Below are 26,108 nucleotides of genomic sequence, written 5' to 3'. Positions count from 1 at the left end.
TCAGTAAGTTGACTGCCATGTTATAAAAATCTAATTATTAAAGCAGTATAATCATCTTCTAGATTCTCTGTGCCGATAAAATCATATAAATATTTGATCAGTCCATTCTGAATTTCTTTGGGACTTTTCTCGTTATTTTGCGCTAAGTAGCTACTTAACCTATCATAACCGAACTCTTCTCCCTTTTCATTCTTTGCTTCTATTATCCCATCGGTGTAAAGAAAAAGGATATCTCCCGCGTTGTAATATATTTTACTGGTATCAATATATTTTTCAAAACTATCATTTCGCACTATACCAAGCCCCATTCCTTTATTGTGAAAATATTCAGTTCTGTTCTCTGTTTTATTGTAAAAAAGACCGGGGCAATGTCCAGCTCGTGAAAAACTGATGCTTTTTTCATTTGAATCGATTGTGTAATAGGCAGCAGTTATAAAGGATGTTTTTTCTAAGCAATGGCTTAAGGCATGATTTGCTCTAGTGAAAAATGTTTTAGAGTCTAAATCAAATTGCACTAAGCTGTGGAATACACCCTTCATCTGAGACATATTGAAAGAGGCCGAAGTCCCTTTTCCAGAAACATCTCCGATTATAACTGCAGTTTTATGATCTGCAGTTTTAAAGAAATCATAGTAATCGCCTCCTACTTCATCTGCTGATTCATAGAAAGCATGCATTTCAAATTCCTTGTCGGAAATTAAAGAATGGGGCAGTAAGCTTTTTTGTACACGAGATGCAATCTTTAATTCTTCTTTATATCGCTCATTTCTTAGTGCTTCTGTTAAGAGTTCGAAGTTTTCAATAGAGATACATGCTTGATTTACAAAAGAGCTAATGATACTTATCATTTCCTTATTGAAACCGTCCGACACGTCTTTTAAAACAACTAGTAAACCAATCTGTCGGTCTTGAATGATCAATGGCATTACCAGGGCTGAACCATAATCAGGATCATTTAAATTCGTGGTCAGCTTGTTAAGGTTCAATTCTTTTTGGAAGTTATTGAGTTTGTGCTTGTTCAGGTAAGCATATAGCCCACTATCCTGAATACTTTTTCGAACCTGCGTGATTTTTAAATCATTAATGTTGGATTTCAAAACTTGATGGGTTTCATCCTCTTCATAAATTTCTAGCCAAGCACTAGTTGAAAAGACCGCATTATTGCTGCTTTCCAGTAATACTTCATAAACTTGATTTTCATTATCTCCTTTTTGAATAGATTGACTTAAGCGCTGAAAATTTAAAACTTCGCTTATTTTTTGCTCAAAAACAGAGGAGGTCGGCAGGTTGAAAAGTATTACTAGTATTGATATCAATGCATATATAAATATAAAACCGGCAATAGTAAGGATAAATACATTATCCAATAGGTCCATTACCAAATTGAACTCTGTAGAGAAACCGAACAGATTATTTATGAAATAATAGAGGTAAAGTATTACTAAAGCTAATAGCAAAATACTTCTCCATTTTTGCTTAAAATTAAGATAAGCAATCCATTTTAGATTAAATGACAATACTAATCCATAAAGCAAGAAAATTCCTAATAATCCATTGAAGAGCCATTGTTGAGAGCTAGTTTGGAAAAAACCGTAGAGCAATGAAGCAAGAATAGAATATTCAAAAATCTGCCATATCACTAATAAACGTTTGTTCTTTTGATAGAGAATCAGTCTTTTCCAAACTATAAAAGTGGAAACCAAAAATATAATTACAGCTCCTAAGTTAAGATGATAGAAAAAATTTACCATTAAAGGATTCTGCATTAATTTGCTATCACTTAATAGGTAGAAAAATAAGCTAACGGCTAGTTGTACCAAGGAGACAATAAGGCCGGTGGAAAAAACATGCCACAGTAAGTCAATAAAATTAATGCTTTCTGCCTTTTGTATTCTAATTTTGAAAAAGAAATAGACAAAAATTATATAGAGAGAAAGCAAGAGCTGAGGGATTTCTTTAGTGATGCCTGCGTTAGCATCATTGATTTCAGCAAATAGCAAGAACAAATCAGCTAGCACTAGCGATAGCCAGCATAGGATTGCAAATAATATTGAGAGTCGTAATAGTCCTTTTTCTGAAATCAATTTTTTACTTTTCTATATTTCGGCAAAATAAGCCTTTAAAAATTATTGTGAAAATAGTTTTACAAACATTAAATTCATGTTTACAAAAAAAGAACTGAAATGCTCAAAAAACTAATATTTACTTCCATTTTATTTATTTTAAGTCTTAACGTCACTGTTGGCCAAATTCAAAAGGGAACAGCCTCTTATTATGCCGATAAATTTGAAGGCAAGCAGACTGCTAATGGGGAAAAGTACAAGCATAAGAATTTAACAGCGGCCCATAAAAGTTTACCATTTGGAACTGTTGTAAAAGTGACCAATTTGGAGAATAAGGAGTCGGTTGAGGTAAGGATAAATGATAGGGGACCTTTTGTAGCTGGCCGAGTAATTGATCTATCGCGATCAGCTGCTGAGAAATTGAAGTTTACCAGTCAAGGTCTTGCTGAAGTACAAATTGAGATAATTGATGCAGGTGATGGAAGGACCAATAGTAATAGGCCTGTTCAAATTGATCAAAAAATTGATAATGAAAGCTACTTTGAATTGAAAGTAAAGAGACAAGACCCAGCAGGTTTTGGTGTTCAAATAGGAAGTTTCAAAGGCTTTGATAATATGCTAAAGCTTTCAGAGAATGTGTATAAGTCATATCGAGCTACTCTATATGTCGAAGTAAAAGAAGTAAATGATGCAAAAGTCTATGCCTTGATAGTAGGTGACTTTAGAAATAGAAAAAAAGCAGATGAACTTAAAGCTAAAATGGCTGACCGATTTCCCGATGCTTTTGTGACTAGATACTAAAGATTACCCAAGACTGAGAACGATAAAGCCCATTTCATCATCCATATTTTTATAAATGTAGATTTTTCCATCCTTTACAAAATAGGTTTCGGGAACTTTGTTAAGGGCAATCTTATCGGTTTCTTTAATTTGATTGAGGTTTTCATCAAAAATGGTCAAGATGATATTCCGGTTTTTCTGTCCCTGCTCAGGAGTGGTTGAATAAGATGAAAATCGGTAATATTGATTTCGAGTTTCATCATAAACTAATTTCTGGAACCGAATACCTTTATTACGTAAAGACATAATTTTACCGATAGCCTCTCTTGATTCAACATCTTTTCCAAAGACCTCGTTTTTGTTTTTACTCAATTGACTTCTATATTTTTTATGAATAACGCTATCATATTCAAAATCATAATAATAGAGTTCGTTTTCCATATCATGGCTTAAGATGAATAGATCTTCTTGGAAATTGGTGTATATGTACGATCTGATCATCATCATTCTTCCGTCTATAGTAAGCGAAATATGATAATCTGAAAGCTTTTTAAGTTCATCGATAAAAAATACCTTGCGGGTATTCTGTGTAAAGTTAAGCTTTGCAAAGCCTCTTAAGTCACCAAATCCTTTATTGATTAAATTGAATGAGATTTTTTTTTCTGGCACAAATAAGCCGCTTGACTCCATCCGAAAATCTTCTGGTATAGCGTCTCCCTCAAATTCATGTCTATCAATGGGGTATTTGTCTACCAATTCTGCTTTCATATTGAAAATCAAGACAGATTGAGAATTAGTAATGGCTATTTTATCTTCTGAGATATAATTAACCTCATCGACTCTGGCTGTTGTCCCGTTAGGGCCTTCAACCTCAAAAGGAATAAATTTCACTAATTGCATTTTATTCATATCAATGACTTCCAATCCATGCCGATTATTAGTATTGAATTTATACATAAAATTTTTCTTCGTGTCGAGCCCATAAAAATTCAATCCATATTTGGTGTCGATAATCTCGCCCTTGGAATCGACCATAACCGAATCAATTGTAATGTTGATTTCCAACTGAGCATTTTCTTGTTTAGTATCTTGATTACAGGAACTAATGGCAAGTGTAAAAACTATGCTGCTGAATAAGAAGAAGTATTTCATATGGAGTTTTAAATCTTGATCTTTAAAAAGCGAATATAAATTATTTATCTATAAAACTAAAAAGATAGTTAAATTTCTTCACATTATTTAGGTTGAAAGAATTGGATATAATGTAAATTCGCCTTTCAGATAATTAGATTAGCGGATTATGACTAAAATTAAAGATAGTATTGCGTGGGTAACAGGCGCTAGTTCTGGAATAGGAGAAGCTGTTGTTTATGAGCTAATCAAGAAAGGAGCGAAAGTGGTGATTTCTGCGAGAAGAAGAGAAGTGTTAGAGGAGGTTAGAGCAAAGTCTGCTAAACCAGAAAATATCATGATTCTTCCTCTTGATCTGGCTGAAATTAAAACTTTTGATTCCAAAGTAGCAGAGGTGTTGGCTCATTTTGGCAGGATCGATCTCTTATTTAATAATGGTGGCATAAGCCAAAGAGGTATGGCCTTAGAAACTGATTTATCAGTGGACCGAAAAATAATGGAAATTGATTATTTTGGTACAATTGCGTTAACGAAGGCGGTAGCTCCTCATATGGTCAATCAGAACGCAGGCCACTTTGTTGTGACCAGTAGTTTAGTGGGAAAATTTGGTTCACCTTGGCGCTCATCATATGCTGCTGCTAAGCATGCATTGCATGGTTTTTTCGATTCCCTGCGAACGGAGCTTCACGATCATAATATTAAGGTCACGATGATTTGCCCTGGATTCATAAAAACTGATGTTTCTGTTAATGCTTTAGGTTCGGATGGACAACCGACAGGAGAAATGGATAATGCTCAAGCTAACGGAATGACTGCTCATGAATGTGCTAAGAGGATAATTAGTGCTGTAGAAAAAGACACACTTGAAACCGTTATAGGCGGCAATGAGCGTTTTGGTGTGCTGCTTAAAAGATTGTTTCCTAGGTTATTTGCTAAGATGATCCTAAAAAGAAATGTAAGATAAAAGATTTGACAAAAAGAAAGCCTGACGTTTGCCAGGCTTTCAACATTTTAATTTTTAAAACTGATTAGCTGATTTCAACTAATTCTATTTCGAAACTTAAGTCTTTTCCTGCTAATGGATGATTAGCGTCCAAAACAATATGGTCATCATTTACTTCTGCAACTAATACAGGCAATGCTTGACCGTCAGGCTGTTGCATTGAAAGTTGCATACCTACCTCTGGTTTGATCTCTTCTGGAACTTTATCATGAGGAACAGGAACCATCATATCGTCTCTTTTGTCACCATAAGCTTCTGCGCTAGGAATATCTGCACTTTTCTTGTCTCCAATTGTCATTCCATCTACCGCTTTGTCAAAACCGGCAATCATCTGTCCTGCACCTAATTCGAACTCAATCGGTTCTCTTTCCAAAGAACTATCAAATACAGTACCGTCTGATAATTTACCTGTGTAGTGAACTTTTACTTTGTCGCCTTTTTTTGCTGTTGACATAATTTTTGCTTTTGTAATTTCTCTTTATAAACTACAAAGTTACCACTATCATTCCCTAAAGAAAAAATATTCTGACTTAAATCCTAAAATTGTTCGTTTATGCAACAATATTGTACGTAATCGAACACATTTTCAAGGCAAATTCTTAAATTGAATGCTCAAAACTACCTTTTAGGCTTTGGCACTGTTTTTATCTTATTCACCATAGAATTTAATTAAAATGGAAAAAGAAATAAATAAAGTATTAATTATAGATGATGATGAAGATGTTTTGTTTGCAGCGAAAATGCTACTTAAAAAACATGTAAAAGAGGTCATTATTGAGAAAGACCCTAGAAAAATTCCGTTTCTGTTAAATCAGGCTACCTATGATGTAATTCTATTGGATATGAATTTCAGTCAGGATACCACCAGCGGAAAGGAGGGAATGTATTGGTTGCAACAAATTAAGGAGCGGGATCCCAAAGCAGTAGTGATTTTAATCACTGCTTTTGGTGATGTTGAAACCGCTGTCAATGCACTCAAGCAAGGGGCTACAGACTTTGTATTGAAACCGTGGCAGAATGAGAAATTAGTAGCCACTATTCATGCAGCAGCACAGCTCAAAAATTCCTATAATCAGGTTAGCCGTTTGGAACAGGAAAAACAGCAGTTGGAAGAATCGATTGATGCCCCATTCAAGTCTATTATAGGCGAAAGTCGAGCTTTACAAAATGTCTTCACCATAATCGACAAAGTAGCCGCAACGGATGCTAATGTGTTGATTTTAGGAGAAAATGGTACTGGAAAGGAATTAATAGCAAGGGCTTTGCATAAAAAATCTATGAGGAAGGACCATTCATTCGTTAGTGTTGACATGGGGGCTTTAACTGATTCTTTGTTTGAAAGTGAACTATTTGGTCACAAAAAAGGAGCCTTTACCGATGCCAAAATTGATAGGGCAGGGAGATTTGAAATTGCTGACAAAGGAACCATATTTTTGGATGAAATTGGAAATTTAAGTGCACCTCTTCAGGCAAAATTATTGAATGTGCTACAGAGTAGAACGGTTACACGTTTAGGAAGTAATGAGGCTATTCCATTCGATACACGATTAATCTGTGCAACTAATGAGGACATCAACGCTAGAGTGAATGAAGGCGATTTCAGGCAAGATTTATTATATAGAATTAATACAGTTGAAATTCATCTACCTGCTTTAAGAGAGCGGATTGAAGATATTCCGCTTTTAGCCGATCATTTTCTAGATACCTATGCTAAAAAGTACAAGAAAGGTGATATGAAAATAAGCCAAAATGCATTGAGGCTTCTTCAAAAGTATCATTGGCCTGGAAATATTAGAGAATTGCAACATGCTATAGAACGTTCATTGATAATGGCTGATCAATCTGTTTTAGAAGTAGATGATTTTTTCTTCTTATCAAGGGGCGGTGGTTCGAATTCACCGCAAATAACAGCAATGGATGATAGTTTTAATCTTGAAGATGTAGAACGACAAACGATTCAAAAGGCAATACAAATACATGGAGGTAATATTTCGAAAGCAGCCGAGGAATTGGGTCTGACTAGAGCCTCTTTATATAGAAGATTAAGTAAATATGACCTTCAATAACCCACTCTTAAAAAAGTTTTTAATTCGACTGATTCTATTGTCCTTAACAATTTTTGTGTGGGCAATCGTAACAGTCTACAATGAGTCTACATTTTTAGGCATAGTTTTTTTGGTCTTGATAGTATTTCAAGCGAGGGCTTTTTTCAAGGAGCAGGCAGCGAATGAAATATCAATAAATCGTTTTTTAGAACAGCTGAAAAATGATGAAATGGACTTCGAACCTGTAGAGAAAAATGAGGATTTAAAAAAACAGTATTTAGCGATAATAGATGCTATTAAAGGAAGGCAAAAAGAAAAGGAAGCAGAGTATCAATACTTCAGAAATATAGTTCAGCATGTTGGAATCGGTATCATAACATTTAATAAGTCAGGTGATATTCAACTGTATAATTTTGCTGCAAAAAAATTATTAAACACCTCATATCAAGTCAATAATATTCAACAACTGGCTAAAGTGAGCGAGGAATTAGTAGACACTTTTAAAGAACTTAAAACCGGAGGAAGCAAATTAATACAAGTCACAATAGGCGAAGAAAGTAGACAGCTGTCTGTATATGCCATTGAATTGCAATTGCATGACAAACAGTTTAAGCTGGTGTCTCTGCAGAATATTCAAACAGAGTTAGATGAAAAGGAGATGGAGGCATGGAGAAATCTTATAAGAGTCTTAACGCATGAAATCATGAATTCCGTTACTCCCATCTCATCGTTGACCGGTACAACTCGTGAAATGCTAAGCGATTATAAAGTGAATGGAGCGGAGGAAGTTCCTATTCAAAAAGATGATATGGAAGATTTGATGTATTCATTAAAAACCATAGAAAGTAGAAGTGAAGGTCTTATCAGATTTTTAAATGAGTTCAGAAATTTAACGCATACACCGACTCCTAAACTCCAGAGTGAAAATGTTAATGTGCTTTTAGAAGGCATATGCTTGCTAATGAGAAAAGATCTGAAGGCGAAGTCTATTAAAGTTCATAAATCATTAGATGAAAGAGTGAAGGAGATTTTGATTGACAGAGAGTTAATTGAACAGGTTATTATAAATTTAATTAAAAATGCATCAGAGTCTTTTGATCCCGAGCAAGGAGAAAAAAATATATGGATTAGTTCCAACCTTGATGCTAAAAAGAGAGTCGTTATCAGTGTGAAAGATGATGGTACAGGAATTGAACCAGAAGCTTTAACTAAAATTTTTATTCCCTTTTTTACAACCAAGAAAAATGGTTCAGGAATAGGCCTAAGTTTATCTAAAGAGATAGTGAGAAAACATCAAGGAAATATTTCAGTTCAATCAACGTTAGGAGTTGGTACGGAGTTTGTATTAAAATTTTAGTGATTACCCTTTAAAAAGTTATATTTGTGGAAAAAATAGTCAAAATGCCAAAAGAAGAAATTCAAAAAACTATTACTACTATATTAGTCGAGAAATTAGGAATTGCCAGTTCAGAGGTAACGGCGGATGCAAGCTTCATTAAGGACTTAGGCATAGATTCCCTTGACTACGCAGAATTAGTAATGGAATTCGAACAGAACTTCAATATTAGAATTCCAGATATGGATGCTGAAAAATTATCAACTATCAATCAAGCTGTTAAGTATATTGACGAAAAAATTCAGGGAGCTGAATAAATTTTTTGAATGATTACTTTTTGAATTGATACCGATGGCAAGTTTCTTATTTCCATCGGTTTTTATTTGTCCTCTAGATACTCCATTCATCAAAAACAATTTTAATGTTTTCCTGAATTTTTTAACAAAAGTAGGCAAGCTTCGTTTTCCTTTCGATGCTATGTTATCCCACTGTCAAACCTTATGAAATTTAAACTATTAATTTTTCTATTTTTTACAGCTGCTCCCTTATTTGCACAACAATATACCATTAGTGGTTACGTAAAAGACGAAAGCTCAGGTGAAGTTTTGATTGGGGCAACCGTTGTCGATAAAAACGATCGTGCCAACGGAATGGCTACCAATATTTATGGCTACTACTCTTTTGAATTACCAAAAGGAGAATATACACTTATGGCCAGTTATGTTGGATACGCCACCAAAGTGATAGAAGTTAATCTTACAAAAGATGTTGCTATAAACTTCAGTTTAAAAGAAGAAACATCCAGCTTAGAGGAGGTAGTTGTTTCAGCAAGAAGGAGTGATGAAAATGTGAGCTCTGTTAAGATGAGCACAGAAAAGCTTCAAATTGAAAGAATTAAATCCATGCCGGCACTTTTTGGGGAAGTGGACGTTGTAAAAAGTTTACAATTACTGCCAGGTGTTTCTACAGCAGGCGAAGGTACTTCTGGCATGTTCGTGAGAGGAGGTAGTTCTGATCAGAATTTAATTCTTTTGGATGAAGCCACTGTTTACAATGCTAGTCATTTGCTCGGTTTCTTTTCTGTGTTTAATCCTGATGCAGTTAAGAATGTAGAAATTTATAAAGGTGGAATCCCTGCTAAATACGGTGGACGTATTTCTTCGATTTTGGATATTCAAATGAGAGAAGGTAATAATCAAAAGTTTGAAGCATCAGGAGGAATAGGAAGTATCAGTAGTCGCTTAACTGCGGAAATCCCCATTGTGAAGGATAAATCTTCTTTGTTATTATCAGGAAGAAGGACCTACGCAGATGTGTTTTTGGGCTTTGCTCAGGATGAAAATATTAGAAATAATACGCTTTACTTCTACGATTTCAATACTAAATTCAATTATAGATTTAGTGATAAAGATAAAATTTTTGTTTCAGGCTATTTTGGTCGCGACAATCTAGGTTTTCAAGATTTGTTCGGATTCGATTGGGGGAACTCCACATTTGCCACTCGCTGGAACCACCTTTTTAACGAAAAATTATTTTTAAATACTACATTATTGTACAGTAATTTTGATTACGGCTTTGATGTCAACTCAGCTGGAACAGGCTTTAATTGGAATTCAGGGCTGCAAGAGTATAATTTGAAGCTTGATTTTGATTATTTCTTAAATAACAACAATACGCTTTTTTTCGGAGCCAATGCTATTTACCATGTTTTTGCACCTGCTGAAATTACTGGTCAAGATTCCAATATTCAAAGCTTCGAGTTGCAAAATGACTTTGCGGTGGAAACGGCAGTATACTTAAGCAACCAACATACTATCACGGATAAATTAAGTATGGAATATGGGATTCGTTATTCATCCTTTGCGAAAATCGGGGCTGATTCGGTCTCTATCTATGCTGAAGGAGAAAGAAAGAGTCCTGAAAATGAAATTAGAACTGATGCTTACGGAAGTGGTGAACTAGTAAAGCATTATGGTGGCTTCGAACCTAGATTAGGTATACGATATATGGTTAATTCTAAAACTAGTTTAAAAGCATCTTATAACAGAATGCGTCAATACTTACAGGTCGCCACAAATGCTACGGCTGGTTTCCCCACCGACCGCTGGATTCCCGCTGATTATCATATAAAACCTGTTATTGGAGATCAAGTGGCTTTAGGGTATTTTAGAAACCTGAAAGATAATGCTTGGGAGATTTCAGTAGAAGGGTATTATAAATGGCTTCAGAATGTAGTGGATTTTCTACCTGGAGAGGATGTTCTTTTAAATGATAGGATTGAAACAGCAGTAGCGGATGGAATCGCTTGGTCTTATGGTGCAGAATTTATGCTAAGAAAGAACATTGGAAAAACCAGTGGCTGGCTGAGTTATACGCTATCAAGAACACAAAGGCAAATTGAAGGTGTTGCTAGTGGTGAGCCCTATTTGGCACGCTATGATAAACCGCATGACATTGCTTTGGTACTATCGCATAAGTTTTCTGAGCGATTATCACTTTCTGGTAACTGGGTATATGCCAGTGGAGCAGCAGTTACTTTTCCGGAAGGTAGATACGTGATTAGTGGTCAAAATATTCCTTATTATGATGATAGTAAACGAAACGATAGCAGAATGCCAGATTTTCATAGAATGGATTTAGGCTTAACCTATGAATTAAATAGTAGATGGAAGCGTTATAATCATGAGATTACGGTATCATTTTATAATGTTTATAATCGAAAAAATCCTTTCTCAATAGAGTTTAGACAAGTCAATAATAATGACCCAACTTTTAATGAAGCTGAGGACGGCCCTATAACTAGCACTAGACCTGCAGCTGTCAAAACAGCTTTGTTCGGTATCATTCCTTCTGTTACCTACAACTTTTCTTTTAAATGATGAGAGCAAATAAGTATAAAATATTGAGTTTAATAATGGCAGTACTTGTCAGCTGGGGGTGCCAAGAAATAATTGATATTGATTTAACTCAATCTGAGAAAAAGCTGGTCATTGAAGGACGTTTAGTGAGTGAAAGTTCATTTCAAAGTATAAAGATTTCAGAATCATTAAATTATTATGACACCAGTGGCCTTTCTCCTTTTGAGGAGGCAGAAGTCATTTTACTTGACGACAACAGTAATCAGATTACACAATTTAATTATAATAGTGAAGACAGTGCGTACACTACCAATAGTCCCATAGCCTTATCAGTAGGTCAGGAATATACCCTTCAGATCGTTGCAAAAGGAGAGCGGCTAGAAGCGAAAGGCACAATACTGAAAAATGCTACCCTAGACTCTTTGTATTATTTATCGGATAAAGAACTGGAAAGTATTGGCCAACCATCTTTTGGAGAGGGCTATTTCTTGTTCGTAAATGGTAGTTTAAATAATGAAGGGGTCGAATATTTTAAGTTGGATGTAACAGTTAATGATACCCTTCAAAATTCACGAGGCGCATTTTCAAATTCTGTTTTAACTTCTGAGTTTTTTGGGAAAGAATTTCTAGCCTTACCTGTGCCAGGCTCATTTGAAGAGGAAGACTCTATTAGCTTGAACCTATACACCTTAAATGAGGATGTTTATCAATATTATGTTGAATTTATAAACCTATTATTTAATGATGGTGGTGTTTTCAGCCCACCTCCTGTGAATCCAACCACTAATATCAAGAATTTAACAGACCCTCAGAATGAGCCATTAGGGTTTATTCAGTTTAGTTCTGTTCAGAATAAAAGCATTGTGATCAAAAAGCGGGAATAGGTTAGTCTTGACCGTAATACTAAGCCTTCGTTTTTAATATTCCGTAAAGCTCAATATAACCCAGTATCTTTAGTTTGAATATTACTCAAAAGTTGACGGCTTTTTATACCAATGTTACTAAAGTTGGAAATTTCCTGAAATCCTTTTCAATTGTTTAACAACTGCTTAAACACCAATTAATATGTATTGATGACCTTTAAGAAACCAATAAAGGTCATGATAACACATTATAAAACTTTAGTAATATCCGATGTCCACCTTGGCACTAAGGGCTCCAAAGCGAAAGAATTGGTAAAATTTCTTAAACAGTGTAGTTGCGACAGATTAATATTGAATGGAGACATAATTGACGGATGGCAACTCAAAAAATACGGTATTTGGAAAAGAAAGCATACTCGTTTTTTTAACAGAATTTTGAAAATGATTGAGGAGCATAAAACAGAAGTCATCTACCTAAGAGGTAATCATGATGATTTTCTAGACCAAGTGCTGCCATTCAAAGTAGGTAATCTTACAATAACACGAGACTTGATGATTGAAAGCAATGGAAGGAAATTCTATGTCGTTCATGGTGATATTTTTGATTCTATTACAACCAATTTGAAATGGGTCGCAAAATTAGGAGATGTGGGCTATACTTTCCTTTTGTGGGTTAATTCTAAATATAATAAGTACAGAAGAAGTAAAGGGCTGCCATATTATTCGCTTAGCCAGGTAGTGAAGTCGAAAGTGAAGTCTGCGGTTTCTTACATAGATGATTTTGAGAAGCAATTAGTTGAAATTGCTAAAATTAAGAATTGCGATGGGATTATTTGCGGGCATATCCACCAACCTGCTTTAAAAGAAATCGAAGGGCTTATCTACATGAATTCAGGCGATTGGGTTGAAAGTATGAGTGCTTTAGGAGAAGATGAGAATGGTAATTGGTCATTAGTGTATTATGCTGATACTTCCGGATATAAGTCTAATCATAAAAAACTGGAAGAACTTAAGTTAGAATACGTATCCCCCGTAGAAACTGAAGAAATAAACATGCGAAAAAAGACTGCATAATAATATTTTGCTGAAAAGGCTTTATATTCGAATATGGCTTTAATCAGTAAGAAGAAGAAGATATTTCCTGTCAGTAATAATCTAATCAAGTACCTAAAAAATCATGGGAGGCAGCTTGATATACCTATCACTTACAATGATTTAACGCGGGCAAATAATGCAATTCCGCTTTATGACAGCGAAGATAATGATACACTCTGGGAAACTCTATTCTTCCCTCAAGACGATATGAAGCATATCTACTATGGGCTTAAAAATATCTATGCTATTCTTAAAGCCGATGGAGATCTGTCTGTAATGGAGCATCTTTATGTAGACAGAGTAGACGCTTGCACTTATGGGAACACTTATCCTTTCCGAGTACGTATCGTGAACCAGATTAATGATAATTTTGACTATTTTTATATTAAAAAAGCAGATGCATCTCGAATTTACGGCTTGGAATTGGAGCATTTGCTGTCTCCCAACAGGATGAGTTATATCGTAAATGGTGATACGCTTATAGAGGAGCATATTCCTGGAATACCAGGCGATCAGTTCATCCGAAATTATATGAATGATGATAAACTGAATAAAATCAGACTGGCAAAAGAATTCGTTAAGTTTACAGAAAGATGTTTTGTGCGACTTTTAGGTGATATGCACTCCAGTAATTTTGTAATTGATATAACCCCTGATTTTGAAGAAATTCATTATAGAATTAAATCCATTGATTTTGATCAGCAGTCCTACGAGGGTAGAAAAGCCGTTTATATGCCTCAATATTTCAAGCAAAATAATCCGATTATTGAATTAGGTTTGGAATTAATGACTCCCGCTACTGTTAAGCAATACCAAAAAGAGGAGCGTTCATTAATTGTAAACAGAATGAAAGCCTCTGATCATAATCTTAAAGAGTTGATGAAGGCCATGCGAAAAGATGTGATTTCAACTCCAGAAAACATCTCTAATTTGAAATTAGAACTCGCAGAGCACTACAAGCACAATGCTTTTAATAATTGTAAAACGATGGGCGATGTAGTAGCCGAGAGCTTGTTATATTTGATAGAGCATAATTAACGAATCAAAATGATTTTCTGATTGAGAGCATCAGTCATTTCCTGTAAGAAAGTCTTAATCATGAGATACTCATCAGGCATATAAATGACTTGGTCATAATCGATGGAATATTCAATTTTCATGACGTCACCTGTTTTCTTGTATTGATACATAAACTTTCCTTTCCCATCTTGTAATGCAATACTTTTGTTGGATGGGTGTTCCAAGACAGTCCATCCGTCTGGTATTTCATATGTATAACTTGCTTTTCGGACTAAGGGAGTGTACAGCGTAAGTGGGTTTTGTCTTTCTTCTGCCTGTAATTGATTCTGAGAAAATTCGTTAAATACAATAGGGTTAATCTTCATATAGTTTTTAGCTACAGAATCAGCAGGTCTAACAAAGGAAAGATACTCTTTAAGAATTTTATTTTCATCAAATTCTTCATTAACATCATGCTTATTGATTTGCCAGTCCATATTTTCAAATATAGTTTCAATCAAATAGTCGTTGTAAGTACGATTATTACTTAAAAAGCGCGAGTCAAAACTATAGACAGCGTATCCTTCTCTTTTTACTTCGTAGGAACCTTTGATTGTAGCGGTATCTGATATTTTGAATTCAGCGGCAACCATTTCTTTATCTTGAAAATTAAATTCTAATGGCACAAATCCAGGGGCCTCTTGCGAAATGACTAAACCGCCATTGTTTATGAAGTTAGGCGGAAGCATATTGAATAATAAGTTTTTGTTAGAGGCATCTAGGAAATAATTTTTACCATTGTACCTCACCATGGAAATATAAACATCGAAGAGTTCAAAATACGGGTTTTCCGGATAGGTAGGCCTATTTTCTAGAGAGCTTAAGGCAATTAAATAGGCATCAAAACCAGATTGGTTTAACATTTTGGTCAATAACATATTGATTTGCTGTGGTGTCCCTTTTCTTGCTTTATACGCTTGTTCAAGGCTTTTGTCATTGTAGGATAAGTCAACTGAGAAATTATTTCTGATAAAGAAATAAAAACCCTTCATTACATCCGTTTTGAACAGCTCGGGATGGTATATTTTATCGATTTCAGTTTGCAAATAGCTATCTCTAGTATATACTTCTCTGAAAAATGGAGCCCCAGCCCAATTATAAGCTAATTCCTCATAATTTTGTGGTAATAAAAATACAGTTGATTTTTTGGGTAAGGTATATTCAGCAAGCTTAAATTTCAACTTGGAAATGAAATAGTCGGACCCAGGAATATCAGCTTCTTGAACGTAAGCAGGAATGCTATCCATCTTAAAATCTTCAATGAGGACATCAGTTTGTTTTCCGTCAATCATTTTTTTGACAGTTTTTCTGTTAAAATCGTCCAAGTTCAAAGAACCTTCCAAGTATTTGTAAAACAACATATAGTTAGGAACCTCAGTAGTATAAGTTGATTTTGCCACCGGTATATCATTCTGAAAATACCAACTATTTAATTGTTTCCAATCGGATATTTTAATTTGATAAGTATACTCAACAATGCTTCCTACCTTGGCATTAGGCAAGCTAAAATAATTTTCAATTATGCCATTGGTGTTCTCCTTTTTTATGGTGGTCTTATTCAAACTATCAATTTGAAGTTTATTATTAATGAGGTTATAAGTATGGCCTGTGATAAAGAGCAGAGAATCATTTTCACTGTAAGGAATCATTGCTTTAGCCCAGCTTAAGCCCTCTTCAGTAAGAATTTCGATTTTTGTAGTATGTGTGAATATTAATTCAAAATTCTCATTGTAAACACTATGACCACTATCTAGAAGGATAATAGCTTCAGCACCCTCTCCAAATGCAGATTTTTGAGATGTAGTGCTTTCTTGTGCTGAGATTTGAACTGAAAATATAATTGATAATAAAGTACTTAAAAATATCTTCTGCATTTTGATTTAAGTTTGTTGATAGATTCTAAATAGCTTAATTGAAATCAATCTAGCAATTATTATTCCAAATGTAATTATCTAATCCTATGTTACGATAAAGCTTAGATTCTGTTGGCGATACTAATATAGCGCTAGAAAATATTTTTTAATTGGCTTAGGCAATCAATTTCATGCGTAGTGTTTGCCTTGTGCTTCTCCTTTTTCGGATTAAAATAAATAGTATCCATGCCGAAATTTCGAGCACCCATAATATCAGTTTGCAGATTGTCTCCTATCATGATACATTCACTTTTTCTTGCATCTGCCTTGTCAATAGCATATTTAAAAATGGAGCTCATAGGTTTTTTGTAACCTGCAGTGTCGGAAGTAACTACTGTCGAAAAATACGGGTGCAAGCTAGAATTTTCTAGTTTTATTTTCTGCACATCTTTAAAGCCGTTTGTTAAAATGTGCAGTTTATATCCCTCCTTTAAGTAGTCTAGGACTTCAATTGTATAGGGCATGAGATGAGGTTTAGTCGGACAAAGCATTAAATATTCTGTGGACAATTTATTACTCAAGTCATTATCGTCTATCGCAAATTCACTTAAAATTCTTAGAAAACGTTGTTCTCTGATTCCATCTCTGGATATTTTATTTTTATTATAATCATTCCATAGCGATCTATTCACACGATCAAAACAATGATTGAATTCTATTAAATTATCGACTCCCAACTTTGTCAGTTGATACTTTAGAAATAATTCTCCCAGCGCTTCATTAGAATTTTTCTCATAATCCCATAGCGTATGATCTAAATCAAAGAATATGTGTTTGTAAGTATTTATTTTACCCATTTTTTGCTGTGTAATATGTTCAAGGCGAGGGTTCTATTTGAATACATCACCTTAAATGTTTCTAAATCTTTTTGTAATTGTTGATCTTTTTCAACGAACTTGTACGTCTGTCCTAGTAAATCTTTTACCTCTTCTTTAACATAATAGAACACCCACTGATCTACTTTTTTTGAGTTTAATACCCCGTTATTTTTTAAATAAGATAAATGTCTTGATGTTTTCGCCTGCGTGAAATCTAGAATAAGCTCGAGATCAGAAATACACATTTCCTGATTCTGATGAACTAAAAACAGGATCCGTAAACGAGAATCATCTGAAAGACACTTGTAGAATTGTACACTAAAATTTAAGGTAAAGTTCTTCAGCCTCATATTACTATGCTAATAATCTTTGTAAATTTAATATTTGAGCAGAGATATCTCTTCTCAGAATCAAAATAGATGTCTTTTAAGAAGCATCTTTTCTAGAAGCTCTTAAAAAGTCAATAATTTATGTCGGTTTAAATAGATCTATGCTTAAAGTTATTAACTTTAAATAAGAAATAACTAAAGTTTAACTGCTACGTTGTAATTATGGTTTGTTTAAAGTAACAAGTTTTATGCGATAAGCATACGGGACTTACTATTAATTTTCTAGAATTGGCTTTTATATATTATATTTGTATTTAATGAAAATCAGACACACGATAATCCCCTTAATTTTATTATTGATGCCATTCATGGGCATGTCGCAGGATGAAGCTGAGAATGATAAAGTTATTCAATTCACAGGAGTTGTGTTAGATGAAGATAGTGCAAGCATTCCAGGCGTGCATATTTATACTCCCGTTTTTGGGAGAGGAACATCAACTAACCAGTATGGTTTTTTCTCTATGCCAGCATTAGAAGGGGACAGTTTGGTAATAAGTGCGGTCGGTTTCAAAAAAGCGACTTACGTAGTACCAAAGATTAAAACAAATACCTTGAAAGTGATTTTTAAGCTTGAGTCAGATCAGGAGATGCTTAATGAGGTGCAAGTTTATAATATGCCACCAACTGTTGAAGCTTTTAAGCAGGCGGTTCTTGCGGTTAGGCTTCCATCAGATTTTGATAATGTTAATCGAAATTTAGATCCTGCTACGCTTCAAGAGATGTATCGAACCCTTCCTGCGGATGGTTCTATGAATCACAGATGGTTTGTTCAGCAACAGGCCTTTTATGACCAAACCAAAAATTCAGTTCGTATCAATCCGTTGTTGAGTCCAATGTCATGGGTTGAAATTTTTAGAGCCATAAAAAGAGGAGATTTTACGAATAACAATTAGATTTTCATTCCTGTACCTTTTCCGCTGAATTCATCAAGTAATTTCAACTAATATTTTGTTTCTTGCTAAAGTAATCAATTGAAATATCGTCCATAGTAGGTCATTTATTTTTTTAAATGGTAGCTTTCTGCTTATTTTAAGTTCTGAAATGCTTTAATAGCTTGAAAAAACTCATCATTATATCACTCTTTTACTGTATGGGAGCTTGGTCTCTTCATGCTCAATCTTTTCAAGAGGTATTAGAAGAGGGATCAGGAAAATTAAAGGTCTATTATTATCCTATAGAGCCTTTCATTTATCAAGATGAAATTGGGAATTTGTTGGGTATTGAAAAGGAAATGATGGATTCCTATCTTCGTTTTGTTGAAAAAAAATATTCAATAAAATTGTTCGTTGAATGGGAACAAGTACCCACTTTCGATTCTGTATTCGAATATGTTAAAAAATCTAAAATCCCAGCTTTTGGAGTCTCTGTAATTTCTAAAACCGATGAGCGATCTAAGCTAGTAGGTTTCTCCTATTCTTACATGCCGGATGTAAGTGTGTTCATCACGCATCTTTCAGTGCCTTTTTTGGATAATGGCACCTCCCTCAAAAATCATATTGACGGATATGAAGCTGCTACTATTTCCAGCACTACCTACAAAACGGATTTAGACGAGTTAAGCAGATCCCATGATCTCCATTTGAACTATGTAGATGTCCCTAATGATGAGGATATTATACGTCTAGTGAGTAGGAACAGAGAGATGGTAGGTTATGTAGGCTTACCCTTTTATGTAATTGAAATTGGAAAAGGAAATCCAGTTAAAAGACATAGTAAATTCCAAGTGAAAAGAGATGGGTATAGGTTTATTTATCAAAGGGAGAGAGGCTGGGAAGAATCAGTCAAAAATTACTTTGAAAGTTATTTATATAGAGCTGAAGCAGATAAAATTATCAGGAGGTACCTAGGGAATGATTATTCAGAACTAATTTGGGGACTAGCTGGTGATAATGTTAGTGATAGGGCAGATGAAATTGCATTCTTGAATAAGGAAAAGGAAATCCAGAGTCAAAGTTTAATGGCTTCAGAACGACAGAAAGAGCTTCAGTGGACCATTATTATTTCTGTAAGTATTAGTTTGGTGTTTGTTGTTGTACTGGTCATTCTTCTTGTAAGGTCGAATAAGATTCGTGAACGAGACAATTTGCTATTGACAGAAAAAGGAGATCAGTTGCAGGAGTTGTTGGCAGAACTGAACAGGAGCAAGGATGAATTATCGCATCAACGATTGCTCCTTCAAAAGAAGAATAAGGAGTTGACGCATCTCAATAAACAGAAAGATGATCTGATAGGGATTGTAGCTCATGATTTGAAAAGTCCAATAAATCAAATGAATGGATTGATCACGATTTTGGGCTTCAAAAGTGAGAAATGGGATAAAGAAGAAATTGATATTTTTGAAAAGCTGGAGAGTTCCAATCTTCATTTAAAGGAACTAGTTGAGCGAATCTTAGACCTTGAATCCATTCAGAAAAAAAGTTTAAATTATAAATTCAGCACAGTGGATATGGCTGATACATTGAAGGAGACGATTAGTGAATTTGAGGAGAAAGCGCAGTCTAAGAATATATCGATCGATTTTTCTAGAGTCACTAATGGAAAGTCGGTCATGGTTGATTCATTTTTTCTGAAGCAGGTGTTTGAGAACTTATTAAGTAATGCTTTGAAATTTTCTCCCTTTAAAAGTCAGGTCTTCGTAGGTACTGAAAGTCATCATGAATACCATCATGTTTACATAGAAGATCAGGGACCAGGGATTTCAGAAAAGGATAAGATGAAATTATTTACCAAATACATGACCCTTTCAGCAAAACCTACAGGAGATGAAAGTTCCACTGGATTAGGTTTATCGATAGTCAAGAAATACGTGGAAGAGATGAATGGTAGCGTGTGGTGCGAAAGCGAGTTCGGAAAAGGCGCAAAATTTATTGTCGCATTTCCTAAAATTTAAAAAATAAGTAAATAGTAAATCTCATGAGAATATTAATCGCAGTTATTTTAATGGCCGGTTTGGCAGTTTCTTGTTCAAATAAGAATGAGAATAAAGTAATTTATATGGTTAGGCACGCAGAAAAAGATGTGGTACCGAATAATAATCCGCCTTTATCTACAGATGGTGTCATTCGCTCGGTAGACTTGACAAGCTGGTTTAAGGACATTGAAATAGATACGATCTTTTCAACTGACTTCTTGCGAACACGGGAAACGGTGAAACCTGTAGCAGAGGCAAAGGGTCTAGAGCTTTCAGTTTATAAAGCTAAGGACTTTGAGGGGTTTGCAGAGAATTTGAAGGAAATGAAAGCTGATACAATATTAATAGTTGGACATAGCAACACAATATTAGAGCAGATAGAAGCTTTTGGTCTTGAGCGTCCGCAGGAAGAGATTAAAGAAAATGAATACGATAAGATTTTTGAAATTAGGGTGGATGCTAAGAAAGTAATTACCCACACCTATGGCACAAAATTTAAGGAGTAATTTCAAACATTTACTCAATAATTCTATTTCATTTTTATGCAATTAAAGCTTACGACTAAAGTCACACAAGATTATATATCAGTAAAAGAAGGGTTTAATGAGAAATTGTTTTTGTCATTAAATCCTCCCTTTCCTCCAGTTAAATTAAAAGAATTCGGAGGATGCAACAAAGGAGACATAGTTCATTTAGAACTGAATTTTATTTTTTTTAAGCAAGACTGGATAAGTGAAATCACTTATGATAATACGTCTGATTCAGTTTTTGAGTTTGTAGATGAAGGAACAAAGCTCCCTTTCTTTTTAAAATATTGGAAGCACCACCATGTAGTTAAAAAGGATAATAAGGATCAGTCTTTAATAATAGATGATATTACATTCAAATCCCCCTTTATTTTAATGGATTTTTTTCTGTTTCCAGTTTTATGGCTTCAGTTTGCCTACCGAAAGCCTATTTATAAAAGGATTTTTAAATCTTAACGTATTGGTAGATTAGAAAATGAAACTTATTTAACGAATATCGGCTAATATTTATATTTTTGCTGTAAATAATATAAATATGATGATTTTCAAGCTTCTTTCTGGTTTATTATTATCTATCCTTTTTGCCTTCAATTGTTCTGCGACCACAGTGCATATTGTACATGGGGAAGACATCAATGTTAGTATACAAGATCCTGTATATCGCAATAGCTTAATTTTTGCCCCCAAATTCGAATATCCAAGGAAAACGATCTTTGAATTGAAAGATAGAGATATCAACTTTTATGCTTTTAATATCAATTCAGAAGAGTATTATTTATGGTTTGAAAAGTCATCTAGTATTCTTGAAATTGATTTAACTAATCTTGGTGACACCTCTTCAGATTTCGCATTGATTTCGAAGACTGATTGGTATAAAGGTGAGTTGGAGTCAAATAATTCATCTTTGATTAAGCTAAATGAATTGGATAGGTTATTCAAAGATGCCTTGGATGATTTAATTAATTTAGCAGAGAATGACAAAAATTATAGAGCAGAGAAGAATTTCAATACTATTGTATGGGACAGTAGATCAGCTAAGCGTTTGTTTAATCATGCGGTAGAGAGCATGACCTATCAATTAGATCAAAAATGGATTCATTGGGTGCCGGCATATTCTCAGTATTGGGAATTGGTGTATAAATTATATTATCAGTATTTTCATACCAATTCTTTTAAGGCTCTAAAAAAAGGTGAAGTTAAGTCACAAATTGAGAAGGACTTCAATTACCCTGAATCGAAACTGTTGGTGTTTCATCATTTTTTTAAGGAAGGTTTAAATTCAACTGACTTAAAAGCACACTATGAATTGTTTGAAGATGACTTAAATGAAAGAGAAGAAAGTTTGGCTGAGGCTATTATACAGAGGCAAGTAGTAAAAGAGTTAGGCGATATACCAAAGATTGAATTCTTATTTGGGCTAGATATTGATGCAGCAATGGAAGGATATTTTGCGCGCAATACATCTGAGATGAAAAATGTGTTGATTTTTTGGTCATTTTGGGATGCTCAAATGAGCTTAGAGTTGAACTTGCTAGCTAAAATAAAGGATGAGTTTGAGGGTTCTTTTAATTTTGTACATATCTGTATTGACGGATATGAATCCCCTGAAAAAGCTAAATCATTCATTTTTCAAAATAGAGTGGAAGGATTTCATTTAATACCTGAACAAGCAACGGCATTTAGAAGCAGTAATTTTAGGAAAGATCAAAAGATTAGAAGTATGCCTTTCTATCTGATCACAAATGATAGTGGAGAAATCATCGAATCAGAATCAATTTCTTTATCTACTAGTTTAAGACTTAAAAATAAGTTGAGATATTATGAAACAAAAAAATAGCCCTGTATACTACAGAGCTATTTTAATTTTGCTTTTCCGAAGATTGTTACTCCTCTTTATCGTCATCTTTACTGGAAGAATTAGAAGATGAAGCATCAGAGGTTGCAGTCTCTTCTGTCACAGATTTTTGTTCTGCTTCCTTCTTTTCCTTGTCTAACTGTTCCTGTTTTTTACCATTAGTGTAGGCTTCATAGGTAGTTTGCTGTGCAAAAGGTCTTTTACCTATTAATTTCTCTAAATCAGATTGGAATATGATTTCTTTCTCCAACAACTGCTGCGCGAGAATTTCTAATTTATCGCGTTTGTCAGTTAAGAGTTTTTTAGTGGTTTCATAAGCTTTCGCTATTAATTTACCTACCTCTTCATCAATTACTTTGGCAGTGTCTTCTGAATAAGGTTTGGTGAATTTGTAATCGCCACCATCTTTAGAATCATAGAAAGACACATTACCAATCTTTTCGTTCATACCATACACACTCACCATGCTGTACGCCATTTTAGTAATTCTTTCCAAATCGCTTAGAGCTCCAGTAGAAATCTTACCAAATACGATCTCTTCGGCTGCACGACCACCAAGCGCCATACACATTTCATCAAATAATTGTTCTGTCTGATGTAAGAACTGCTCTTTTGGTAGATATTGTGCATAACCTAATGCAGCGATTCCTCTAGGAACGATACTTACTTTAACCAAAGGATCAGCATGTTCTAGGTACCAACCAGCAACTGCGTGTCCAGCTTCGTGATAAGCTACAATTTTTTTCTCGTCTGGAGATATTATTTTATTCTTCTTCTCAAGACCTCCAATTACTCTATCTACAGCATCTTGGAAGTCATCCATTTCTACTGCCTTTTTATTTCTCCTTGCGGCAATTAGCGCTGCTTCATTACATACGTTAGCTATTTCCGCACCAGCAAAACCTGGGGTTTGTGCAGCCAACTTTTTAGCATCTACGTCAGCATGAACTTTCAATGGACCTAAGTGTACTTTGAATATTGCTTCTCTTCCAATAATGTCTGGTTTATCTATGCTGACCTGTCTATCAAATCTTCCTGGTCTCATTAGCGCAGAATCTAGTACATCCGGTCTGTTAGTAGCTGCAAGTATGATAACACCCGAATCAGTTGAGAATCCATCCATCTCTACTAATAAAGAGTTTAATGTATTTTCCCTTTCGTCATTTGAGCCTGGCATTCTACCACCACCTCTGGATCTACCGATTGCATCGATCTCATCAATAAATACTATACAAGGAGCTTTCTCTTTAGCTTGCTTGAATAAGTCTCTTACTCTTGCTGCACCAACACCTACGAACATCTCAACGAAATCCGATCCTGATAGTGAGAAAAATGGGACTTCTGCTTCACCTGCAACTGCTTTAGCAAGTAAAGTTTTACCTGTTCCCGGAGGGCCCACTAATAGTGCACCTTTAGGAATTTTACCTCCCAAAGTGGTAAATTTTGATGGATTCTTTAAGAATTCAACTATTTCGGCTACTTCTTCTTTAGCCTCGTCAAGCCCCGCCACATCTTTGAAAGTGATTTTAACTTTATTTTCTGCATCAAATAAGGCTGCTTTTGATTTCCCGATATTGAAAATTTGTCCTCCAGGGCCGCCTTGTCCTGACATTCTTCTCATTAAGAACCAAACACCAAATAATAAGAATATAAGGAAACCATAGCTCCAAAACATTTCAGACCATTGTGTTCTCTCTTCGACTTCATAGCCAATTCTATCTGCTTCAGGAACCTGACTTTCGAGTGCAGTGTAGTTCTTATCAAATATGTCGAGGCTCGGAATCTCAAAAGAGTAATGCGGACCTTGTTGATAGTTCCACGGATTACTGTTTTCTAATTCCTGTATATATTTGGAATTTTGGAGTGCATCCTCTTTTAAATACACTTCGACCAGACCTTGATTTTTGAGCAAGAGGACCTTTTTAACGTCATTGCTCAAATACATTCTTTCAAATCTCTTTTCAGATATTTTTATAGCGTCACTACTGCCACTAAATAAAGATATACCAAATACAACGGATATCAATATGATAATTACCCATATCTGGTAGTTCGGCTTTTGTGGCGGCTTCGGTATTATTTTTTTTCTTTTGTTATCTTTTGGTTTTTCTGCCATTACTTTTTTCCTATTACAATGCTGCTAGCATAACGTTAGCATTCAGCATTATGTTTATGATAAATTTTTAAACACTTTCTACCTCTATGATTTTGGCATCGCCCCATAGACTTTCAAGGTTATAGTGTCCTCTTTTGTCATTTTTGAAAACATGAGCCACAACATTTGCAAAATCTATAAGAATCCATTCTCTATTGTTTTTGCCTTCAGTCATCCATGGCTTTTCATTCGCTTCTTTGTACACGAATTTTTCAATGGACTCAGAAATAGAATCTGCTTGGGTGTCGGAAGTTGCTGAACATATTACAAAATAGTCAGCCACTGCGTTTTTAACTTCTGTTAAATCTAGAATAGTGATGTCTTGAGCTTTTCTCTCCTGCATTCCCTGCACTACTATATTACTTAAAGCTTCTGAATTCATTAAATATTTTTTGGTTTCAAATCTTAGGTGTTTCTTTGCTGTAAATCTACGAAATAATATTGCATAAAATCTTTGCCAATACCTTATTTATGGGGAAACAGCTCGTTTCTCTGCCAAGCTGTCATTCTACAAATGATGTGATGGCACAAATGTCTGCCAAAAACCAATTGCACGAAGGTGCAATCATCATCACAAAACACCAAACTAAGGGGAAAGGTCAGAGAGGAAATGAGTGGAATTCCCCAGCAGGTCAGAACTTAACCTTTTCCATTTTCTTAAGACCGCGTTTTCTTAAGGCAACTCAGCAATTTGAGCTTAATAGAATGGTATCGTTATCACTATTAGATGTGGTAAAAAATTTCAAGGATGAGTCTAGAGTTTTCGTAAAATGGCCCAATGATCTTATCCTCAATAAAAAGAAAGTGGCGGGTATTTTAATTGAGAATTCAATTAGTCAAAATGCTATTTCTGAAAGCATTGTAGGGATTGGATTGAATGTAAATCAAACTGAAAATTTACTGCCTACAGCCACTTCTTTACAACAACAATTTAATAAAGAATTTGAATTGGAAAAGATTCTCCTAGATATTGTTCAACGGCTGGAGCACTACTATTTGATTATGAGGAGTCAGGATTTTCGGTTTATTCACGAATTGTATGAATCAAAATTATACTTGAAGGATAAAGTTGCTTATTATGAAGACGGAATTGGGAAATTCAATGGAATAATTCGAAAAGTTTATCCGGATGGAGTACTAGAAATTGAAGATGAAGGGGGGATTTATAAAAAGTACCAATTCAAGGAAGTCCGTTTACTATCATAATAATACGCTTTTCCTTCAATAAACACATACTCTCTTTAATTATTAAAACTAATGTGGTAATTTTGTGTTGCTAATTGCATTTGAAGAGAAGAAAATAAGTT

23 protein-coding genes are annotated in these 26,108 nt (G+C 34.6%); 15 read left to right on the top strand and 8 right to left on the bottom strand.

Going from position 1 to position 26,108, the window contains the following annotated elements; all coding sequences use genetic code 11:
- Positions 1-20: 20 nt before the first annotated feature.
- Positions 21-2,084, bottom strand: a complete 2,064-nt coding sequence (locus B9Y84_RS18240; RefSeq protein WP_085518838.1) for a GAF domain-containing SpoIIE family protein phosphatase — start codon at positions 2,082-2,084, stop codon at positions 21-23.
- Positions 2,085-2,183: 99 nt separating this feature from the next.
- Between B9Y84_RS18240 and B9Y84_RS18235 the strand changes: the two genes are divergently transcribed.
- The gene (locus tag B9Y84_RS18235; RefSeq protein WP_085518837.1) at positions 2,184-2,864 is read left to right on the top strand and encodes a septal ring lytic transglycosylase RlpA family protein; all 681 of its coding nucleotides are present in this window, start codon (positions 2,184-2,186) and stop codon (positions 2,862-2,864) included.
- Between the two features lie 3 nt (positions 2,865-2,867).
- Here the strand turns inward: B9Y84_RS18235 and B9Y84_RS18230 are convergent, their stop codons facing one another.
- A complete protein-coding gene (locus tag B9Y84_RS18230) occupies positions 2,868-3,995 on the bottom strand; it encodes a DUF4221 family protein (RefSeq protein ID WP_085518836.1) in 1,128 nt (375 codons plus the stop codon).
- 148 nt (positions 3,996-4,143) lie between these two features.
- On the opposite strand from B9Y84_RS18230, the gene B9Y84_RS18225 reads away from it, so the two are divergent.
- Entirely contained in the window at positions 4,144-4,938 is a 795-nt protein-coding gene (locus B9Y84_RS18225) for an SDR family oxidoreductase (RefSeq protein WP_085518835.1), read from the top strand.
- Between the two features lie 64 nt (positions 4,939-5,002).
- Here B9Y84_RS18225 and B9Y84_RS18220 read toward each other — a convergent pair whose 3' ends face one another.
- Complete coding sequence (locus B9Y84_RS18220; RefSeq protein WP_085518834.1) at positions 5,003-5,431, bottom strand: FKBP-type peptidyl-prolyl cis-trans isomerase; 429 nt, start codon at positions 5,429-5,431, stop codon at positions 5,003-5,005.
- A gap of 220 nt (positions 5,432-5,651) precedes the next feature.
- On the opposite strand from B9Y84_RS18220, the gene B9Y84_RS18215 reads away from it, so the two are divergent.
- From B9Y84_RS18215 to B9Y84_RS18185, 7 genes are all read left to right on the top strand, one after another.
- Complete coding sequence (locus tag B9Y84_RS18215) at positions 5,652-7,043, top strand: sigma-54-dependent transcriptional regulator (protein WP_085518833.1); 1,392 nt, start codon at positions 5,652-5,654, stop codon at positions 7,041-7,043.
- Positions 7,030-8,379, top strand: a complete 1,350-nt coding sequence (locus B9Y84_RS18210; RefSeq protein WP_085518832.1) for a sensor histidine kinase — start codon at positions 7,030-7,032, stop codon at positions 8,377-8,379. Before B9Y84_RS18215 ends, B9Y84_RS18210 begins: the two co-directional genes overlap by 14 nt.
- Positions 8,380-8,423: 44 nt before the next feature.
- The gene (locus B9Y84_RS18205) at positions 8,424-8,675 is read left to right on the top strand and encodes an acyl carrier protein (RefSeq protein ID WP_085518831.1); all 252 of its coding nucleotides are present in this window, start codon (positions 8,424-8,426) and stop codon (positions 8,673-8,675) included.
- Between the two features lie 183 nt (positions 8,676-8,858).
- Positions 8,859-11,237 carry a TonB-dependent receptor gene (locus B9Y84_RS18200; RefSeq protein WP_085518830.1) on the top strand — a complete coding sequence of 793 codons (2,379 nt, stop codon included), beginning with the start codon at positions 8,859-8,861 and terminating at the stop codon, positions 11,235-11,237.
- 35 nt (positions 11,238-11,272) lie between these two features.
- On the top strand, positions 11,273-12,100 hold the full coding sequence (locus B9Y84_RS18195; RefSeq protein WP_245830884.1) for a DUF4249 family protein: 828 nt from the start codon (positions 11,273-11,275) through the stop codon (positions 12,098-12,100).
- A 216-nt stretch (positions 12,101-12,316) separates the two neighbouring features.
- Positions 12,317-13,153 (top strand): UDP-2,3-diacylglucosamine diphosphatase, encoded by an 837-nt coding sequence (locus B9Y84_RS18190; protein WP_245830886.1) that lies wholly within the window; start codon positions 12,317-12,319, stop codon positions 13,151-13,153.
- 33 nt (positions 13,154-13,186) lie between these two features.
- Entirely contained in the window at positions 13,187-14,212 is a 1,026-nt protein-coding gene (locus B9Y84_RS18185) for a hypothetical protein (protein ID WP_085518827.1), read from the top strand.
- Here B9Y84_RS18185 and B9Y84_RS18180 read toward each other — a convergent pair.
- The 3 genes from B9Y84_RS18180 to B9Y84_RS18170 all read right to left on the bottom strand — a co-directional run bounded on the left by B9Y84_RS18180 (position 14,209) and on the right by B9Y84_RS18170 (position 17,314).
- Positions 14,209-16,107: a DUF3857 domain-containing protein gene (locus B9Y84_RS18180; protein ID WP_085518826.1), complete on the bottom strand. Its 1,899-nt coding sequence runs from the start codon at positions 16,105-16,107 to the stop codon at positions 14,209-14,211. The genes B9Y84_RS18185 and B9Y84_RS18180 overlap by 4 nt on opposite strands.
- 131 nt (positions 16,108-16,238) lie before the next feature.
- Complete coding sequence (locus tag B9Y84_RS18175) at positions 16,239-16,943, bottom strand: YjjG family noncanonical pyrimidine nucleotidase (protein ID WP_085518825.1); 705 nt, start codon at positions 16,941-16,943, stop codon at positions 16,239-16,241.
- Positions 16,931-17,314 (bottom strand): ArsR/SmtB family transcription factor, encoded by a 384-nt coding sequence (locus B9Y84_RS18170; RefSeq protein WP_085518824.1) that lies wholly within the window; start codon positions 17,312-17,314, stop codon positions 16,931-16,933. Before B9Y84_RS18170 ends, B9Y84_RS18175 begins: the two co-directional genes overlap by 13 nt.
- Positions 17,315-17,610: 296 nt before the next feature.
- Between B9Y84_RS18170 and B9Y84_RS18165 the strand changes: the two genes are divergently transcribed.
- The 5 genes from B9Y84_RS18165 (at position 17,611) to B9Y84_RS18145 (ending at position 22,628) form a co-directional block, all read left to right on the top strand.
- A complete protein-coding gene (locus B9Y84_RS18165) occupies positions 17,611-18,246 on the top strand; it encodes a carboxypeptidase-like regulatory domain-containing protein (RefSeq protein WP_085518823.1) in 636 nt (211 codons plus the stop codon).
- A 161-nt stretch (positions 18,247-18,407) separates the two neighbouring features.
- Positions 18,408-20,243: an ATP-binding protein gene (locus B9Y84_RS18160; RefSeq protein ID WP_139828093.1), complete on the top strand. Its 1,836-nt coding sequence runs from the start codon at positions 18,408-18,410 to the stop codon at positions 20,241-20,243.
- Positions 20,244-20,266: 23 nt separating this feature from the next.
- A complete protein-coding gene (locus B9Y84_RS18155; protein ID WP_085518821.1) occupies positions 20,267-20,770 on the top strand; it encodes a SixA phosphatase family protein in 504 nt (167 codons plus the stop codon).
- Positions 20,771-20,806: 36 nt separating this feature from the next.
- The gene (locus tag B9Y84_RS18150) at positions 20,807-21,247 is read left to right on the top strand and encodes an SRPBCC family protein (RefSeq protein ID WP_085518820.1); all 441 of its coding nucleotides are present in this window, start codon (positions 20,807-20,809) and stop codon (positions 21,245-21,247) included.
- A gap of 79 nt (positions 21,248-21,326) precedes the next feature.
- The gene (locus tag B9Y84_RS18145; RefSeq protein WP_085518819.1) at positions 21,327-22,628 is read left to right on the top strand and encodes a hypothetical protein; all 1,302 of its coding nucleotides are present in this window, start codon (positions 21,327-21,329) and stop codon (positions 22,626-22,628) included.
- 46 nt (positions 22,629-22,674) lie between these two features.
- On the opposite strand, the gene ftsH is transcribed toward B9Y84_RS18145, so the two are convergent.
- Together ftsH and rsfS are read right to left on the bottom strand one after the other, a co-directional pair.
- Entirely contained in the window at positions 22,675-24,762 is a 2,088-nt protein-coding gene (gene ftsH / locus B9Y84_RS18140) for an ATP-dependent zinc metalloprotease FtsH (RefSeq protein ID WP_085518818.1), read from the bottom strand.
- 67 nt (positions 24,763-24,829) lie between these two features.
- Positions 24,830-25,183: a ribosome silencing factor gene (rsfS, locus tag B9Y84_RS18135; protein ID WP_085518817.1), complete on the bottom strand. Its 354-nt coding sequence runs from the start codon at positions 25,181-25,183 to the stop codon at positions 24,830-24,832.
- A gap of 89 nt (positions 25,184-25,272) precedes the next feature.
- Here rsfS and B9Y84_RS18130 point away from each other — a divergent pair, with 89 nt between their 5' ends.
- Positions 25,273-26,007 carry a biotin--[acetyl-CoA-carboxylase] ligase gene (locus B9Y84_RS18130; protein ID WP_085518816.1) on the top strand — a complete coding sequence of 245 codons (735 nt, stop codon included), beginning with the start codon at positions 25,273-25,275 and terminating at the stop codon, positions 26,005-26,007.
- Positions 26,008-26,108: the final 101 nt, after the last annotated feature.

The sequence above is a fragment of the Marivirga sericea genome, assembly GCF_900177665.1.
GTDB classification, from domain to species: Bacteria; Bacteroidota; Bacteroidia; order Cytophagales; family Cyclobacteriaceae; genus Marivirga; species Marivirga sericea.
This window is presented reverse-complemented; position numbering and strand designations above follow the sequence as displayed.

Excerpts from the sequence above, each read along its gene's own strand:
- B9Y84_RS18235 (WP_085518837.1), top strand. The coding sequence starts at position 2,184 with ATGCTCAAAAAACTAATATTTACTTCCATTTTATTTATTTTAAGTCTT.
- B9Y84_RS18230 (WP_085518836.1), bottom strand. The coding sequence starts at position 3,995 with ATGAAATACTTCTTCTTATTCAGCAGCATAGTTTTTACACTTGCCATT.
- B9Y84_RS18225 (WP_085518835.1), top strand. The coding sequence starts at position 4,144 with ATGACTAAAATTAAAGATAGTATTGCGTGGGTAACAGGCGCTAGTTCT.
- B9Y84_RS18220 (WP_085518834.1), bottom strand. The coding sequence starts at position 5,431 with ATGTCAACAGCAAAAAAAGGCGACAAAGTAAAAGTTCACTACACAGGT.
- B9Y84_RS18215 (WP_085518833.1), top strand. The coding sequence starts at position 5,652 with ATGGAAAAAGAAATAAATAAAGTATTAATTATAGATGATGATGAAGAT.
- B9Y84_RS18210 (WP_085518832.1), top strand. The coding sequence starts at position 7,030 with ATGACCTTCAATAACCCACTCTTAAAAAAGTTTTTAATTCGACTGATT.
- B9Y84_RS18205 (WP_085518831.1), top strand. The coding sequence starts at position 8,424 with ATGCCAAAAGAAGAAATTCAAAAAACTATTACTACTATATTAGTCGAG.
- B9Y84_RS18200 (WP_085518830.1), top strand. The coding sequence starts at position 8,859 with ATGAAATTTAAACTATTAATTTTTCTATTTTTTACAGCTGCTCCCTTA.
- B9Y84_RS18195 (WP_245830884.1), top strand. The coding sequence starts at position 11,273 with ATGGCAGTACTTGTCAGCTGGGGGTGCCAAGAAATAATTGATATTGAT.
- B9Y84_RS18190 (WP_245830886.1), top strand. The coding sequence starts at position 12,317 with ATGATAACACATTATAAAACTTTAGTAATATCCGATGTCCACCTTGGC.
- B9Y84_RS18185 (WP_085518827.1), top strand. The coding sequence starts at position 13,187 with ATGGCTTTAATCAGTAAGAAGAAGAAGATATTTCCTGTCAGTAATAAT.
- B9Y84_RS18180 (WP_085518826.1), bottom strand. The coding sequence starts at position 16,107 with ATGCAGAAGATATTTTTAAGTACTTTATTATCAATTATATTTTCAGTT.
- B9Y84_RS18175 (WP_085518825.1), bottom strand. The coding sequence starts at position 16,943 with ATGGGTAAAATAAATACTTACAAACACATATTCTTTGATTTAGATCAT.
- B9Y84_RS18170 (WP_085518824.1), bottom strand. The coding sequence starts at position 17,314 with ATGAGGCTGAAGAACTTTACCTTAAATTTTAGTGTACAATTCTACAAG.
- B9Y84_RS18165 (WP_085518823.1), top strand. The coding sequence starts at position 17,611 with ATGAAAATCAGACACACGATAATCCCCTTAATTTTATTATTGATGCCA.
- B9Y84_RS18155 (WP_085518821.1), top strand. The coding sequence starts at position 20,267 with ATGAGAATATTAATCGCAGTTATTTTAATGGCCGGTTTGGCAGTTTCT.
- B9Y84_RS18150 (WP_085518820.1), top strand. The coding sequence starts at position 20,807 with ATGCAATTAAAGCTTACGACTAAAGTCACACAAGATTATATATCAGTA.
- B9Y84_RS18145 (WP_085518819.1), top strand. The coding sequence starts at position 21,327 with ATGATGATTTTCAAGCTTCTTTCTGGTTTATTATTATCTATCCTTTTT.
- ftsH (WP_085518818.1), bottom strand. The coding sequence starts at position 24,762 with ATGGCAGAAAAACCAAAAGATAACAAAAGAAAAAAAATAATACCGAAG.
- rsfS (WP_085518817.1), bottom strand. The coding sequence starts at position 25,183 with ATGAATTCAGAAGCTTTAAGTAATATAGTAGTGCAGGGAATGCAGGAG.
- B9Y84_RS18130 (WP_085518816.1), top strand. The coding sequence starts at position 25,273 with ATGGGGAAACAGCTCGTTTCTCTGCCAAGCTGTCATTCTACAAATGAT.